Origin of the sequence: Flavobacterium sp. XGLA_31, assembly GCF_051547105.1 — a bacterium.
Classification (GTDB): domain Bacteria; phylum Bacteroidota; class Bacteroidia; order Flavobacteriales; family Flavobacteriaceae; genus Flavobacterium.
The window spans coordinates 474,438-488,017 of sequence record NZ_JBPTTM010000003.1 but is presented as its reverse complement, the minus strand read 5'-3'; the positions used below and the strand labels follow the sequence as shown (position 1 = coordinate 488,017).

Genomic DNA, 13,580 nt, shown 5'->3' with positions numbered 1-13,580 from the left:
ATGAATCAGGAATCGGCAAAAATTTATATATTTGACCGCTATGGAAAATTAGTTAAACAAATCAGTCCGACGAGTCCGGGTTGGGATGGTACCATGAACGGTCATTTCCTTCCGGCGGACGACTATTGGTTTACGGTAGATTATTTAGAACAAACAACAACCAAACAATTTAAAGCCCATTTCTCATTAAAAAGATAATTAAAATGAATTTCAAAAATTTTTATTTGTTAGTATTTCTTTTGGTAGCACAATTTTCTAAATCTCAAGAAGGGTTACCTGTTTATTCGGATTACCTTTCTGATAATTACTATTTGCTTCATCCCTCAATGGCCGGAGCAGCCAGTTGTGCAAAGTTAAGACTTACGGCAAGACAACAATGGTTTGGACAGGAAGACGCGCCGGCATTGCAAACATTGAGTTTAAATGGTGCCATTGGTGAAAGATCGGGAGCAGGAATTATTGTTTTTAATGACAAAAATGGATACCACTCACAAACGGGTATGAAGCTAACCTACGCGCATCATATTATGTTTTCCCGTGATAATGTTGATTTGAATCAATTGTCGTTTGGTATGAGTGCCGGATTTATTCAGAGTAATTTGGATGAAAGTACTTTTTACACTAATGATCCGACTTATGATCCACAGGTTTTTGGATCGATTCAGAAAGCTTCCTATTTCAATGTTGATATCGGAGCATCTTATAATTTCCTCGATTTTTATGCTCACTTTACTGTAAAAAATGCATTAGCAAGTGATCGTAAATTGTATTCAGACAGAGAACCGGTAAACTTGAGAAGAGCTATTTTGAATATGGGTTATACTTTCGGAGATCCTGAAGGTATTCTTTGGGAACCATCATTTATGTTCCAATTGGTTACACAAACCCAAGAGAAAAATATTGATTTGAACCTGAAATTGTACAAAGAATTAGAGTTTGGTAAATTATGGGGAGGAATCTCATACAGAAGAAGTTTAGACGGAGCTCAGTTTGTTGAGGGAAATTCGGTAGCGGATCAGAACTTACAATATGTAACACCTTTGGTTGGAATCAACTTTAAAAATTATATGTTCTCTTATACTTATTCTCATTTATTGGGAACGGTTAAGTTTGATTCAGGCGGTTTTCATCAAGTAACCTTGGGTATTAATTTATTCTGTAAACCGGAAAAATACCACTGTAATTGTCCTGCTATTAATTAATTCAAAATATACGTCCCGATTTATATCGGGACTTTTTTTATATGATACTGAAAGCTGTAAACGGAAAAAGTCCGCAAATACCTGAAGATTGCTTTGTGGCAGAAAACGCAACCATAGTAGGTGATGTTACCCTTGGTGATTCGTGTAGTGTTTGGTTTAATGCAGTGTTACGTGGTGATGTGCATTATATTAAAATTGGCAACAAAGTCAATATACAGGATGGCGCCATTATTCATTGTACTTACCAAAAACATCCAACTGAGATAGGTAATAATGTTTCTATCGGTCATAATGCAATTGTACACGGCTGTAAGGTACATGACAATGTTTTGATTGGGATGGGTGCTATCGTGATGGACAATTGTGTGATTGAAAGCAATGCAATCATTGCGGCCGGAGCGGTAGTTACACAAAATACCAGAGTGGAATCAGGGACTATTTATGCCGGTGTACCGGCTAAGAAGGTGAAAGATATTGACCAGTCGGATTTTGCCGGTGAGATTGAGCGCATTTCCAATAATTATGTGATGTATTCCGGTTGGTTTAAAACGGATGAATAAAGAAAGCCTTTAGTTGGGTTTAGCCCCGATGGGAGTAGCTACCGTGTAGCGCGGACAACGGGAAAATGGTTGGATAATTACCAAACGATTGGCTCCTAAAAATCAAGTACCGTTACCCTATATTTCTTTTCTAAAATTTCGAACAAGACTTTTGGGTCGGCATTAGTATAGAACTCCGTTTTGCCGGGTTGATTTCCGGGATGCAATCCCACTTTTTCCTGCAAGACATTTTTGGTTTGACGCGCTACGGCTTCGCCCGAATCGATGATTTTGATTTCTTTTGGGAGAATTTTTTTGATTTGGGGAATCAGGTAGGGGTAATGACTGCAGCCAAGGACTAAATAGTCGATATGCGCAGCGATCATCGGTTGGAGGTACATTTGGAGCAGCTCGTTCATTTCAGACGAATTAATGTCGCCATTTTCGATTAGCGGGACCAAACCATGTCCTATTTGTTCAATAATTTTAGTATCGTGAAATTTCTCTGCGGTTTGATGGAACAATTCACTGTTTAGGGTACCTTGTGTGGCCAATATACCAATGGTGTGGCTTTTAGAATTAAGCGCCGCCGGTTTTATAGCCGGCTCAATTCCGATGAAAGGGACATCGTATTTGGCCCGTAATTCTTTTATGGCATTAGTGGTGGCAGTGTTACATGCGACTACTATGATTTTGGCATTTTGATTGAGCAGGAATTCGGTGTTTTTACAACTGAGATGAATAATTTCTTCTTTTGACTTTTGTCCATAGGGAGCATTTTTACTGTCGGCCAGGTAAATAGTGTCTTCATTGGGGAGTAATCCGTGAATTTCCTTCCAAATGGAAGTGCCGCCAATGCCGGAATCAAATAGGCCTATGGGATTTGTGTTGGTCATAAAACAAAAGTAAAAAAAAACTGCTCATGTTATTGAGCAGTTTGTGATAGTATTTTTAATTAAGATTAAAATCCTAAATCTTTTTTTACATCGGCAGTTAAGTCCGGACCGTCAGCCAATAATAAATCAGCAACGTTTAAAACATATTGGTATCCTTTCGCTTTACCCACTTTAGCAATTGAAGCCTTGATTTTATCCATTAAAGGTTTTACCAAATCAGATTCTTTCTTTTGCAATTCTTTCTGAGCATTGTCTCTGTAATCCTGAATGCGTTTTACTAAATCCTGTACTTCTGTTTGACGTGTTTGATTAACAGCATCGGTTACGGTAGACGCTTCCTGATCGTATTTTTTAATTTTATTTTGGTACTCTTCTGCCATCGTTTTGTATTCGGCATCATAAGTAGCGCTTAATTTTTCCAATTGTTTTTGAGCATCCAACATCGCTGGCATTTTAGAAATTAACTCATTTACATCTACATGTGCAGTTTTAGCTTGAGCATTGATGGTGTGACATGTTCCTAAAAACAATACAGTAGCTATTAGTAATGATTTCAATCTTTTCATTGTTTAAAAGTATTAATTATTATTTGTTGTTTTATTCTGTTTTTGTTCCTGCTTTTTTATCTTCTTTCGCTTTTTTTGCAGCTTCTCGGTCTTCGAGTGCTTTTTTTCTTTTTTCTTCCAAGGCCTTTTTGCGATCTTCTAAGGCTTTAGTTCTGGCCGCAGCTTTGTCTTCTTTAGCTTCTCCGGTTGCAGTTGAATCGGTTGCTTTTTTCGAATTACTAGTTGTATTGTCACCGGTTGATTTACTATCAGCAGGAACCGTGCCACTTTTTTTAGCATTCTTTGCTTCAAGCAATTCTTTTCTTTTTGCATCTTGCTCTGCCTTTTTAGCTTCTGCAGCTGCTTTTTTATCGGCAATGGCCTGTTCACGGGCTTTTTTACGGTCTTCGAGAATTTTTTTACGGGCATCAAGCGCCGGGTTATCACTCTCCATATCCTCCAAAGCTTCTTTTTTCTCTTGCTCTTTTAATTGTTTTTTAGTCAATTGCTCTCTTCTTTCGGCACGGGTAATCACACGGATTACTTGGTCACTGATGTCGTATCGTTTGGCAGCAAACAACATGGTTAAATCGGAAGATTTATCGAAAACAAAATCAAACTTTTTTAATTCGGCTAAATCCTGAACCGCTGTAAACACTTGGTCTTGTATAGGTTTTACCAAAACCGCTTTTTGAGTAATCAAATCCCCGTCAGGACCGAATTTTTTTTGTTGAAAATCCAACAATTCATCTTCCTGAAATTTAATTTCTTCTTCGCGCTCCTCAATTAATTCTTTGGTTAGCAAAGCTCTTTCTGTTTTTAAGGCGTCTTTTAATTTTGCAATGTCTACTTTTTTGGCTTCAATATCTTGTTTCCATTTTTGAGCTTTTTGCTCTAATTGATTTTTTGCATCAGCATAATCAGGTACGTTTTGCAGAATGTACTCCATGTCAATGTAGCCAATTTTGATACCTCTGGATTGTGCCGTTGCTTTAAAACCAAGCGCTAAAAGAAGAATTGATATTGCAAAATATTTTTTCATACGATTATGATTTATAAATATGGTATCAAATATAATTAAAATTGTTGACCAATTATAAAATGTGTCTCCCAACCATTTGGTGTGGTGATCCCTGAATTGTTCGGTACTGCATCAAACCCGTGTGCGAAGTCAATTCCCAGTAATCCAAATGCAGGCATAAAAATTCTGATACCAAATCCGGCTGAACGTTGTAAAACAAAAGGATTGTACTCTTTAAAAGTGTTGTATGAGGATCCGGCTTCTACAAAAGTCAGTGCATAAATTGAAGCGGCTGCTTTTAACGTTAACGGATAACGCAATTCCATTGAAAATTTGTTGTACACTGTACCTCCGTCACTTGAAGATAAAGACTGATTTGGATACCCTCGCAATTGGATTACTTCTCTACCATCCAGAGAGAAATTGGCTAATCCGTCACCTCCCAAATAGAATCTTTCAAAAGGAACCAATCCTCTTCCGCTATTGTACGCTCCTAAGTAGCCAAATTCAGCTAGTGTACGCAATACCAAAGCTTTTGATTGTGATCCGGCCAAGCGGGTATACCAATCGGCTTTGAATTTGATTTTATAGTATTCCAACCATTTGAATTTTTCCTGATCCACTTTTGATTGGTTCACTGCGGCATCTTTATAATCGTCCACTTTTATAATGCCCGTTACTCCATTGGCATTTGTACCTGTGGTGATAAAGTCGCCCTGGTTTAATTTAGTTCCATTGATGTCAAAGTCTGTCGTAGGATTATCAGACGCGGTAAACGTTTGTTTGTATTCTTTTAAATTTTCTAAGTTACCGTAATCTTTCCCGTTGAATAAGGAGTAAGGTAAAGTGAATTTGGCCGAGACGCTGAATTCTGAACCGTAAATCGGGAAAATAGGATTTATCCCTTTATTGTTTCGGCTTAGTCCAAGAGTAAAGGCTAAATTTCTTGAAGCTCCGTTACCAAAGGTGAAAAGACCCGTGTTGTAATTGTGCAAATCGTAATACTGGAAGGATACCGAACTGGAGAATACAAAGTAATCATCCGGAATGGTCAATCTTTTGGCAATACCTACAGATAGGGAAGTAATGTTAAAACTTTTGCTTCGATCGACACTGCTGGCACTTCCGGAGTAGAGGAACTGTTTACTGTGTGAAATGGAAGAAGAGAAGTTAATTGGTTTTTTACCGCCGAGCCATGGTTCAGAAAAAGACAAACTATAAGTTTGGAAATATGAACTTGCCTGTAAACGAAGCGCTACTTTTTGCCCGTCTCCCATCGGAAGTGGCTTATAAGCTTCTTTTTTAAACATGTTTCGCGCAGAGAAATTGTTGAATGACAATCCCAGCGTTCCGATGAATCCACCGCCGCCATAACCACCCTGTAGTTCAATTTGGCTTGATCCTTTTTCTACCACATGGTATTCAATATCTACTGTACCGGCTGCAGGATCAACATTTTTGAATTTCGGTTCGATGGCCTCCGGATCAAAGAATCCTAACTGGCCAATTTCACGTATCGTTCTTACCAAATCTTCTTTGCTGTATTTTTGTCCCGGTTGCGTTCTAAGCTCACGGTAAATAACGCGGTCATTGGTTTTGTCATTTCCTACCACGGTAATGTTGTTGAAATAAGCAATAGGACCTTCGGTAACTCTGATTTCAAAATCAATAGTGTCGTTGGCTGTTTTTACTTCTACGGCATTGATGTTGGAAAACAAATAACCGTTGTTTTGATACATGTTGGTGATGTCGTCGGCATCCGGTTTTGATTTGTCGGCAATTCTTTTTTCCAACAATACACCATTGTAAACGTCACCTTTTTTGATGCCTAATACCCGGGATAACAACTGGTCAGAATAAACAGAGTTTCCTAAAAACTTGATGTTTCCGAAGTAATATTTATGGCCTTCTTCTACTTTGATATTGATCGCCAGTTTGGTTTTTTTGGCGTTCAAATACACCGAATCACTAAGAATACGCGCATCACGGTATCCTTTTTCTTTGTATTTTTCAACGACAGATGTTAAGTCTTCTTTGTATTTGTCTTTGATGAATTTCGAAGCTTTGAAAATGCGAATCGGATTGATTTGCTTGGTGTTTTTCATGGCACCCCTCAGCTTTTTATCTGAGAATTTTTCGTTTCCGTCAAAAGTGATTCGGGAAATTTTCAGTTTGTCTCCCTTGTCAATGTTTACCAACATCTTTACCTGATTGCCTTCCGTAGTGTCGGGAATCGTTTTGATGAAAACTTTGGTGTTGAAATACCCGTCTTTTTTGTATTTGTTTTCGATGTAATTTTTGGTGGTTGTAATGAGGTTTTCGTTTACAATTTTACCTTTGGTCAAAGAATTGTCTTTGATCAAGCCGTCCACTTTTGATTTTTTTACCCCTTGAAATTTAACTTCACTAAGTTTTGGAATTTCAGCGATATCTAAGTCCAGCCAAATACTGTCGCCTACAGCTTTATTGATGTAAAAATCAATATCACTGAATAACCCCAACTTCCCCAATTTTTTGATAGCATTACTGATTTCCTCTCCCGGCACCGTAATCTCCTGTCCTTTTTCCATTCCGGCGAAAGTGACAACGGTTTGTTGGTTGTAGCTTATTTTTCCATTTACATTAACTCCGGCTAAAATGTATTTTTTTCCTTGATCAAATGGGATTCTGTCCTGGGCTTTTAATTGAGAAACAGTTCCGAAGAGTAAAACAAACAGAACTATTTTTAGGGTTTTAATCGGCACTGAAATTCTATTTAATTTGTTCACTTGTCTTTCCAAATCTTCGTTCTCTTTTTTGATAGCTAATGATGGCTTCATATAAATCTTCTTCTTTAAAATCGGGCCACAGCACTTCGGTAAAATAAAATTCAGCGTAGGCAATCTGCCAAAGCAAAAAATTACTGATGCGGTGCTCACCACTGGTTCTAATTACCAAATCTACATCGGGTAAATTGTGCGTGTAAAGATGCTGATTAATAATTGATTCATCAAGGGAGTCTATCGAAATTATATTATTTTTAACTTTATCACTTATAATTTTAACGGCATTTAACAATTCCTCTCTGGAGCCGTAGCTTAACGCCAGCGTCAGGGTCATGTGACGATTGTTTTTGGTTTTATCCATTACTGCCAAAAGCTCTTTTTTGGCTTTGCCTGGAAGCAAGTCAATGTTGCCGATACAGTTTAATCGAATGTTGTTTTTTTGAAGGGTTTCCAACTCGCTTTTTAAAGAAGAAATCAGCAACTTCATCAGCGTGTCTACTTCTAACTTAGGGCGATTCCAGTTTTCGGTGGAAAAGGCATAGAGCGTCAAATATTCTATCCCCAGTTTGGCACAGGTCTCGACGGTACTTCGAACTGATTTTGTTCCGTTTTCGTGACCGAAAGCTCTCAATAAACCTTTCTGTTTTGCCCAACGACCGTTGCCATCCATGATGATGGCCAGGTGTTTGGGTAAATTGTCTTTGTTTATAGTATTAAGTAAACTCATTGTTTAATCGGCACAAAAACACGGCTTTTCTGTAAAGGTGTACGTTAAGGTAAACCCGGTGAAAACATACCAGTCTTTGCTGTTTAAATTACCAAATTTCAAAGTTTGCAAATTGCTGTTTTTAGGTGCACTACCGTCTAAATTATCTGTAAAAGTATAACGGGTGCCCACTTCAAACCCAACAATAAACTTTGTAAAAATATTTCCTTTGATGCCTACCGTCATCGGGATGGCAAAGGCGCTTGCCGTGTAGTCGGTCTTCGTTTCACCGTTGACAACAAATAATTCGTCATAAGCAAAATAAGAAAGCCCGGTGTACACATAAGGCGTTATTTTTCTTCTCAATACATTGTGCAGGTTGAAGTCGAAAAAATCAAACTCCAGCCCTGCTGAAAATTCTTTAATATTATTTTTGAATTTATAACCTCTCAGATACCTTCCCGGAACTTCAGAATCCAAATCATTTCCTGAAATGGTTGATTGTGTATAGGAAAACCTATAGGAATGCCTCGGGCTTTTATTCCATTTGTATAAAATTCCGAAGGCCGGTTCGTTAGGCGATACAAAATTGGTTTTACCCACATCGCCTATGTAGTTACTCCCTCCCAAGAATACTCCGAGTTCATTGATTTGAGCACTCAAAAAATTCTGGAAAAGCAAACAAAAAAATAATACTAAAATCTTTTTCATCAAATTGAAAATAGCGTGCAAATATAATAATTCTCAGTACTTATTTACCATGAAATTTGGATTTCTGTTAAATAAAATAAAGTGCTGATAATTACTGTAGTTATTACGAATTATATTCTAAAACGCAATTTTTTGAAATGTAGTATAAAGAGGGGTGAAATTTTTCTAGTTTCGCTTGTCTTCTCCCCAAAGTAATTTGTTGCGAAGCGTCTTTAAAAAGGTTTCTTCCGGAATCTCCACCATGTTGATTTTAAACGGTGTTTTTCGAATGGTAAGCTCTGTATTGTTACTAATGGGGGTGATTCGGGAATCTAAGGCGACTAAGTACTGTTCGTCTCTTCCGGATACTTTAAGAACAATTTCCGTGTCGTCGGGAATCACCAAGGGTCGGGCGGTGAGATTGTGAGGAGCAATAGGAGTAACAACCAAAGCTTTAACGTCGGGAGTTAATATTGGTCCGCCGCAACTCAGCGAATAACCGGTCGAACCGGTAGGTGTTGAAATAATTAATCCGTCAGCCCAATAGGAATTCAGATACTCTCCGTTAAGATAGGTGTCTATCGTAATCATTGAAGTGGTGTCTTTTCTACTCACAGATACCTCATTCATAGCAAAGCTGATGTCAATTTTGGTGTCATTCGGCGAATGGGACACGTTGAGAAGGGTTCTTTCGGAAATCGTATATTTTTTTTCCAGTACGATTTGAAGAAAAGATTCGATTTTTTCCTTTTGTACTTTGGCCAAAAAACCAAGTCTTCCGGCATTGACTCCCAAGACAGGGATACCTGAATCGCGCACAAAAGAAGTGGCGCGCAGAATCGTTCCGTCACCGCCTATACTGATGAGAATGTCAAAGCTTTTGTCTAAATCGGCATGCGAGGCAAAGGTTTTGTATTCTTTTTCGATTATTTTTTCTTCGTGTAATATGGCTAAAAACTTTTCCTCAATAACCAACTCAACCTGGTTTCTGTTGAAAAAAACAAAAATATCTTTGATGATGGGACGGGTATCGTTTTGGTAATATTGCCCGAAGATAGCTACTTTCATAATTACATGTTTAAGTATTTGTCCAAATACTCCGAACGCTCTTTCAGATTGTTCAGGTAATTGTCTTCATCGTGCTCCGAAATAATCTCATAGTTGTAGCGACGGAATGTTTGTATGATTTCATTCATGCCTCCTAAGGTGATTTTAATAGTCACCTGAACCTTTTCAGCATTGGCTTCCGAAACAAAAACGCCCAGTAATTTTCCGTTGTTGCTTTCCACAATTTGTGTAATCTGACTCATGGAATAATCTGCTGTTGGTTTTTCAACGATGATGATACCGCCGGTCTCTTTCAGGAAGGGGGTTTCGTTTAAAAACTTGATCACATCCGTAATTTCGTAGTACCCGATATAACTGTTGTTTTTGTCCAAAATCGGAACCATATTGGCATTGTTTCGGGCAAAAACCTCTAATACATCCAGCCAAATCATATCGGCTCGCACAAAAAAACCTTCTAAGGCATAACGATAATCGGTAAGGGTTTTGTGTGTTTCAAAGGTTTCAACATCAACAGCCGAAATGCATCCCAAATACACACCATTATCCATAACCGGAAAATGAGAGTAGGTGTTGTCCGCAAAAAAATCCTGAACATCCGCTACAGATTCTGTGCTTGAAAAGGGTTTAAAATCGTTGTTGATGTATTCTGAAAGTTGTCTCATATGTTCTTTTCATTAGCGACTGCAAAATAATCAAATTTTGGGACATGCAGACTTGCTTAACTTTGTATTTTTGTAATCAAATTTTCAAAAAGCAATTTGAATCCGAAATCTCATGACAAAATTAAGCGTAAATATCAATAAAATTGCCACTTTGCGAAATGCCAGAGGCGGAAATGTGCCTGATTTGTTGCAGGTAGCCAAGGACATTCAGCGTTTCGGGGCGCAAGGAATTACCATCCATCCCAGACCCGATGAACGGCATATTCGTTATCAGGATGCCCGCGATTTGAAATCCATAGTCTATACCGAGTTCAACATCGAAGGCAATCCGCAACACAATTTTATCGATTTGGTTTTGGAATGCAAACCGACGCAAGTTACCCTAGTACCCGATGCCATAGGGGCCATAACCTCTTCTGCGGGTTGGGATACCGTGAAGTTTCAGGATTATTTAATTGATGTTATTGCAGAGTTCAAAAGAAATGGCATTCGAACGTCTATTTTTGTCGACCCGGTTTTGGACATGGTGGAAGGCGCAAAAAAAACAGGAACTGACCGAATAGAGCTGTACACGGAAGCATTTGCGCACCAATACGGATTGGGCAACAAAGCCGGAATTGAACCCTATGTGAAAGCTGCCGTTTTGGCCAATGAATTGGGACTAGGCATCAATGCCGGACACGATTTGAGCTTGGACAACATTAAGTTTTTCAAAGAAAATATCCCCGGATTACTCGAAGTTTCCATAGGACATGCGTTGATTTCAGAAGCTTTGTATCTTGGTTTGGATAATGTAGTGAATATGTATTTACAAAGATTAAAATAATGATATTCTCCAGAATCGAAGGCGAAGGGAAGCCACTCTTAATTATTCACGGATTTCTCGGGATGTCCGACAACTGGAAGTCCTTCAGTTCGCTTTACGCCGCCCAGGGGTATCAGGTGCATTTGCTCGATTTGCGCAATCACGGCAAAAGTTTTCATTCCGAAGATTTCAATTACACCGTGATGATGCAGGACGTGCTGGAGTATTGTCAACACTATAATCTAAAGAATGTTTCCGTTATAGGACACTCCATGGGAGGCAAAGTGGCGATGCTGTTGGCCACCACCCATCCGGAACTGGTGGAAAAACTTGTTGTGGCCGACATAGGACCCAAGTATTATGCGCCCCACCATCAGGACATACTGGCAGGCTTGAATGCCGTGGACTTCTCCGTCAAACCAAGCCGAAGCGAAGTAGAGGAAACACTTTATCCGTACATTCCCGATTTTGGTACCCGACAGTTTTTAATGAAAAACCTCTATTGGGTGGAGCCCGGGCAATTGGCCTTTCGGTTTAATTTGCCTGTTTTTAACCAAAAGATAGAAGGAATAGGCGAAGTGCTGCCTGAGGAAAATCATTTTGATAAACCCACTCTGTTTATTCGCGGTGGGAACTCCAAGTATATTTTAGATGCCGATGTGCCTGCAATTCAAAAACAGTTTCCTAATTTTACTTTGGCTACCATACCGAATGTTGGGCATTGGTTGCATGCCGAAAACCCGAAAGCTTTTTTTGAAGAAACTATAAAATTTTTAAACTAAAAATATGAAACTACTCATTCGAATATTCATCACCGCTTTGTTGGTCATGGCCATTTCCTATCTGATGAAAGGGGTTATTGTTGACGAATTTACCACGGCTTTAACCGTAGCTATAGTATTGGGATTGCTCAATCTTTTTGTGAAACCTATTTTGGTATTGTTTACCATGCCGGTAACCTTCTTTACGTTAGGGTTGTTTTTGCTGGTTATCAATGCGGTTATTATTGAGCTTTGCGACTATTTTATTGACGGATTCAGTGTCAATTCGTTTTGGACGGCGATGCTCTTCAGTATCATCTTATCGCTTTCGCAATCATTGGTATATCAAATTACGGGCGAGTCGAAATAATACTTTCAAAATCAATAAAATAAAAACTTGGTTGGGTTGTAGAAATGTTATAATTTTGCAACCCAATTTTAGTATGTAAAAAACACAAGAAATGAACATCACAAGAAATAACGTAGACGCGTTAAATGCTGTAGTTACTGTAGAAGTATCAAAATCGGATTACGCAGAAAAAGTACAAAAAACATTAGCAGATTACAGAAAAAATGCTGCTATACCGGGTTTCAGAAAAGGAGCGGTGCCGATGAGTTTAATCCAAAAGCAATATGGTAAAGCCGTATTGTTGGATGAAGTAAACAAATTGTTGCAGGATAACTTGAACAACTATTTAGTAGAAGAAAAATTAGATATCCTTGGAAACCCGTTACCTAAAGTAACCGAAGATTTCAACTGGGATGTAGAAGATTATAAATTTGAATTCGAATTAGGCTTAGCTCCTGAGTTTTCAGTTGACTTAACGGCTAAAAACAACTTGGTACACTACACCATTGTTGCCGATGATAAAATGTTGAACGATCAGGTGGCTCGTATCCAAAAACAATACGGGAAACTGATTGCCAAAGATACAGTAGAAGAAGGAAACGACGTTTCGGGTGTTTTTGCCAACGAAGAAAAAGGCATCAACAACAGAACGACGTTATCTTTGGATGTGTTCAAAGACAAGAAAACCGCTAAAGCCTTTATTGGTAAAAAAGTGGGTGATGTAGTAACCTTGAAAACCAAAGGATTGTTTGATGACGATCACAAATTAATGGATTTCTTAGCTGTAGGGCACGATGATGTTCACGGTTTGGATATCGAAGTAACGTTCACCATTGATGAAGTAACTACGCACGAACCGGCTACTTTAGATCAGGAATTGTTCGATAAATTATTCGGGCCAAAAGTAATCACGTCAGTTGATGAATTGAAAGCCAAAATCAAAGAAGATGCGGAGAAACAATTTGCACAACAAGCCGATCAAAAATTCTTAAATGATGTGACCGAGTTCTTAATTGCCAATACGAAGTTTGATTTACCGGCCGAGTTCCTTAAAAAATGGATTCAGTCAGCAGGGGAAAACCCATTAACGGCTGAAGAAGCGGAAGCGGAGTACGCCAAATCAGAAAACGGTTTGCGTTACCAATTAATCGAAGGAAAGATTATTACGGAAAACGGGTTGCAAATCACTTTCGATGATTTGAAAGCTTACACTACCGAAATCATTAAAAAACAAATGGCACAATTCGGTCAAATGGATCCTTCTGACGAAGATGTTCAGGGAATCGTAGCCCGTGTAATGTCAAACCAAGACGAAGTACGTCGTTTGTCTGAACAGGTAATGAATGAAAAAATGCTGAACCTCTTTAAAGATAAGGTAAAAGCAAAGTCAAAAGAAGTTTCGTATGACGATTTCATCAAAGCCATGTACGGTGAGATTTAATAATATATTTTAGTATATTTGAGCGTCAAAGTCAAAACGATTTTGGCGCTTTTTTGTTTTTTTGTCAGTATGTCAGGAATAAAAAACAGGCACGAACTTTGACTTAAATCAAACACAAATCAATACATAA

Annotated in this window: 15 protein-coding genes; 7 read left to right on the top strand and 8 right to left on the bottom strand. The window is 38.4% G+C overall.

What is annotated here, in order from left to right:
- From ACSVH6_RS08760 to ACSVH6_RS08750, 3 genes are all read left to right on the top strand, one after another.
- Positions 1–198, top strand: a 198-nt coding sequence (locus ACSVH6_RS08760; RefSeq protein WP_438077551.1) for a T9SS type B sorting domain-containing protein, incomplete at its 5' end; no start/stop codon positions are given.
- 5 nt (positions 199–203) lie between these two features.
- The gene (locus ACSVH6_RS08755) at positions 204–1,202 is read left to right on the top strand and encodes a PorP/SprF family type IX secretion system membrane protein (protein ID WP_438077549.1); all 999 of its coding nucleotides are present in this window, start codon (positions 204–206) and stop codon (positions 1,200–1,202) included.
- A gap of 41 nt (positions 1,203–1,243) precedes the next feature.
- A complete protein-coding gene (locus tag ACSVH6_RS08750) occupies positions 1,244–1,762 on the top strand; it encodes a gamma carbonic anhydrase family protein (protein WP_438077547.1) in 519 nt (172 codons plus the stop codon).
- A gap of 95 nt (positions 1,763–1,857) precedes the next feature.
- Here the strand turns inward: ACSVH6_RS08750 and murI are convergent, their stop codons facing one another.
- The 8 genes from murI to ACSVH6_RS08710 all read right to left on the bottom strand — a co-directional run bounded on the left by murI (position 1,858) and on the right by ACSVH6_RS08710 (position 10,094).
- Complete coding sequence (murI, locus tag ACSVH6_RS08745; protein ID WP_438077546.1) at positions 1,858–2,637, bottom strand: glutamate racemase; 780 nt, start codon at positions 2,635–2,637, stop codon at positions 1,858–1,860.
- A 65-nt stretch (positions 2,638–2,702) separates the two neighbouring features.
- Positions 2,703–3,203, bottom strand: a complete 501-nt coding sequence (locus tag ACSVH6_RS08740) for an OmpH family outer membrane protein (RefSeq protein WP_438077544.1) — start codon at positions 3,201–3,203, stop codon at positions 2,703–2,705.
- Between the two features lie 31 nt (positions 3,204–3,234).
- Entirely contained in the window at positions 3,235–4,224 is a 990-nt protein-coding gene (locus ACSVH6_RS08735) for an OmpH family outer membrane protein (RefSeq protein ID WP_438077541.1), read from the bottom strand.
- A gap of 35 nt (positions 4,225–4,259) precedes the next feature.
- Entirely contained in the window at positions 4,260–7,022 is a 2,763-nt protein-coding gene (locus ACSVH6_RS08730) for a BamA/OMP85 family outer membrane protein (RefSeq protein WP_438077539.1), read from the bottom strand.
- Positions 6,955–7,695: an isoprenyl transferase gene (locus tag ACSVH6_RS08725; RefSeq protein ID WP_438077537.1), complete on the bottom strand. Its 741-nt coding sequence runs from the start codon at positions 7,693–7,695 to the stop codon at positions 6,955–6,957. Before ACSVH6_RS08725 ends, ACSVH6_RS08730 begins: the two co-directional genes overlap by 68 nt.
- Positions 7,696–7,698: 3 nt before the next feature.
- Positions 7,699–8,385: a DUF6089 family protein gene (locus ACSVH6_RS08720; protein ID WP_438077535.1), complete on the bottom strand. Its 687-nt coding sequence runs from the start codon at positions 8,383–8,385 to the stop codon at positions 7,699–7,701.
- Positions 8,386–8,550: 165 nt separating this feature from the next.
- The gene (locus ACSVH6_RS08715; RefSeq protein ID WP_438077533.1) at positions 8,551–9,432 is read right to left on the bottom strand and encodes an NAD kinase; all 882 of its coding nucleotides are present in this window, start codon (positions 9,430–9,432) and stop codon (positions 8,551–8,553) included.
- A 2-nt stretch (positions 9,433–9,434) separates the two neighbouring features.
- Positions 9,435–10,094: a CBS domain-containing protein gene (locus ACSVH6_RS08710; protein ID WP_438077531.1), complete on the bottom strand. Its 660-nt coding sequence runs from the start codon at positions 10,092–10,094 to the stop codon at positions 9,435–9,437.
- 112 nt (positions 10,095–10,206) lie between these two features.
- Between ACSVH6_RS08710 and ACSVH6_RS08705 the strand changes: the two genes are divergently transcribed.
- The 4 genes from ACSVH6_RS08705 to tig all read left to right on the top strand — a co-directional run bounded on the left by ACSVH6_RS08705 (position 10,207) and on the right by tig (position 13,450).
- Complete coding sequence (locus tag ACSVH6_RS08705; RefSeq protein ID WP_438077529.1) at positions 10,207–10,920, top strand: pyridoxine 5'-phosphate synthase; 714 nt, start codon at positions 10,207–10,209, stop codon at positions 10,918–10,920.
- The gene (locus ACSVH6_RS08700; protein WP_438077527.1) at positions 10,920–11,681 is read left to right on the top strand and encodes an alpha/beta fold hydrolase; all 762 of its coding nucleotides are present in this window, start codon (positions 10,920–10,922) and stop codon (positions 11,679–11,681) included. The genes ACSVH6_RS08705 and ACSVH6_RS08700 overlap by 1 nt, the downstream gene beginning before the upstream one ends.
- A 4-nt stretch (positions 11,682–11,685) precedes the next feature.
- A complete protein-coding gene (locus ACSVH6_RS08695; RefSeq protein ID WP_438077525.1) occupies positions 11,686–12,030 on the top strand; it encodes a phage holin family protein in 345 nt (114 codons plus the stop codon).
- 91 nt (positions 12,031–12,121) lie between these two features.
- Positions 12,122–13,450, top strand: coding sequence for a trigger factor (gene tig, locus ACSVH6_RS08690; RefSeq protein ID WP_438077523.1), 1,329 nt, complete (start codon positions 12,122–12,124; stop codon positions 13,448–13,450).
- The last annotated feature ends 130 nt before the right edge of the window (positions 13,451–13,580 follow it).

What these genes read in the sequence shown, in the direction of transcription:
- murI (WP_438077546.1), bottom strand. Translation starts at nt 2,637, where the DNA reads ATGACCAACACAAATCCCATAGGCCTATTTGATTCCGGCATTGGCGGC.
- ACSVH6_RS08695 (WP_438077525.1), top strand. Translation starts at nt 11,686, where the DNA reads ATGAAACTACTCATTCGAATATTCATCACCGCTTTGTTGGTCATGGCC.
- ACSVH6_RS08700 (WP_438077527.1), top strand. Translation starts at nt 10,920, where the DNA reads ATGATATTCTCCAGAATCGAAGGCGAAGGGAAGCCACTCTTAATTATT.
- ACSVH6_RS08730 (WP_438077539.1), bottom strand. Translation starts at nt 7,022, where the DNA reads ATGAAGCCATCATTAGCTATCAAAAAAGAGAACGAAGATTTGGAAAGA.
- ACSVH6_RS08740 (WP_438077544.1), bottom strand. Translation starts at nt 3,203, where the DNA reads ATGAAAAGATTGAAATCATTACTAATAGCTACTGTATTGTTTTTAGGA.
- ACSVH6_RS08720 (WP_438077535.1), bottom strand. Translation starts at nt 8,385, where the DNA reads ATGAAAAAGATTTTAGTATTATTTTTTTGTTTGCTTTTCCAGAATTTT.
- ACSVH6_RS08715 (WP_438077533.1), bottom strand. Translation starts at nt 9,432, where the DNA reads ATGAAAGTAGCTATCTTCGGGCAATATTACCAAAACGATACCCGTCCC.
- ACSVH6_RS08735 (WP_438077541.1), bottom strand. Translation starts at nt 4,224, where the DNA reads ATGAAAAAATATTTTGCAATATCAATTCTTCTTTTAGCGCTTGGTTTT.
- ACSVH6_RS08710 (WP_438077531.1), bottom strand. Translation starts at nt 10,094, where the DNA reads ATGAGACAACTTTCAGAATACATCAACAACGATTTTAAACCCTTTTCA.
- tig (WP_438077523.1), top strand. Translation starts at nt 12,122, where the DNA reads ATGAACATCACAAGAAATAACGTAGACGCGTTAAATGCTGTAGTTACT.
- ACSVH6_RS08705 (WP_438077529.1), top strand. Translation starts at nt 10,207, where the DNA reads ATGACAAAATTAAGCGTAAATATCAATAAAATTGCCACTTTGCGAAAT.
- ACSVH6_RS08725 (WP_438077537.1), bottom strand. Translation starts at nt 7,695, where the DNA reads ATGAGTTTACTTAATACTATAAACAAAGACAATTTACCCAAACACCTG.
- ACSVH6_RS08755 (WP_438077549.1), top strand. Translation starts at nt 204, where the DNA reads ATGAATTTCAAAAATTTTTATTTGTTAGTATTTCTTTTGGTAGCACAA.
- ACSVH6_RS08750 (WP_438077547.1), top strand. Translation starts at nt 1,244, where the DNA reads ATGATACTGAAAGCTGTAAACGGAAAAAGTCCGCAAATACCTGAAGAT.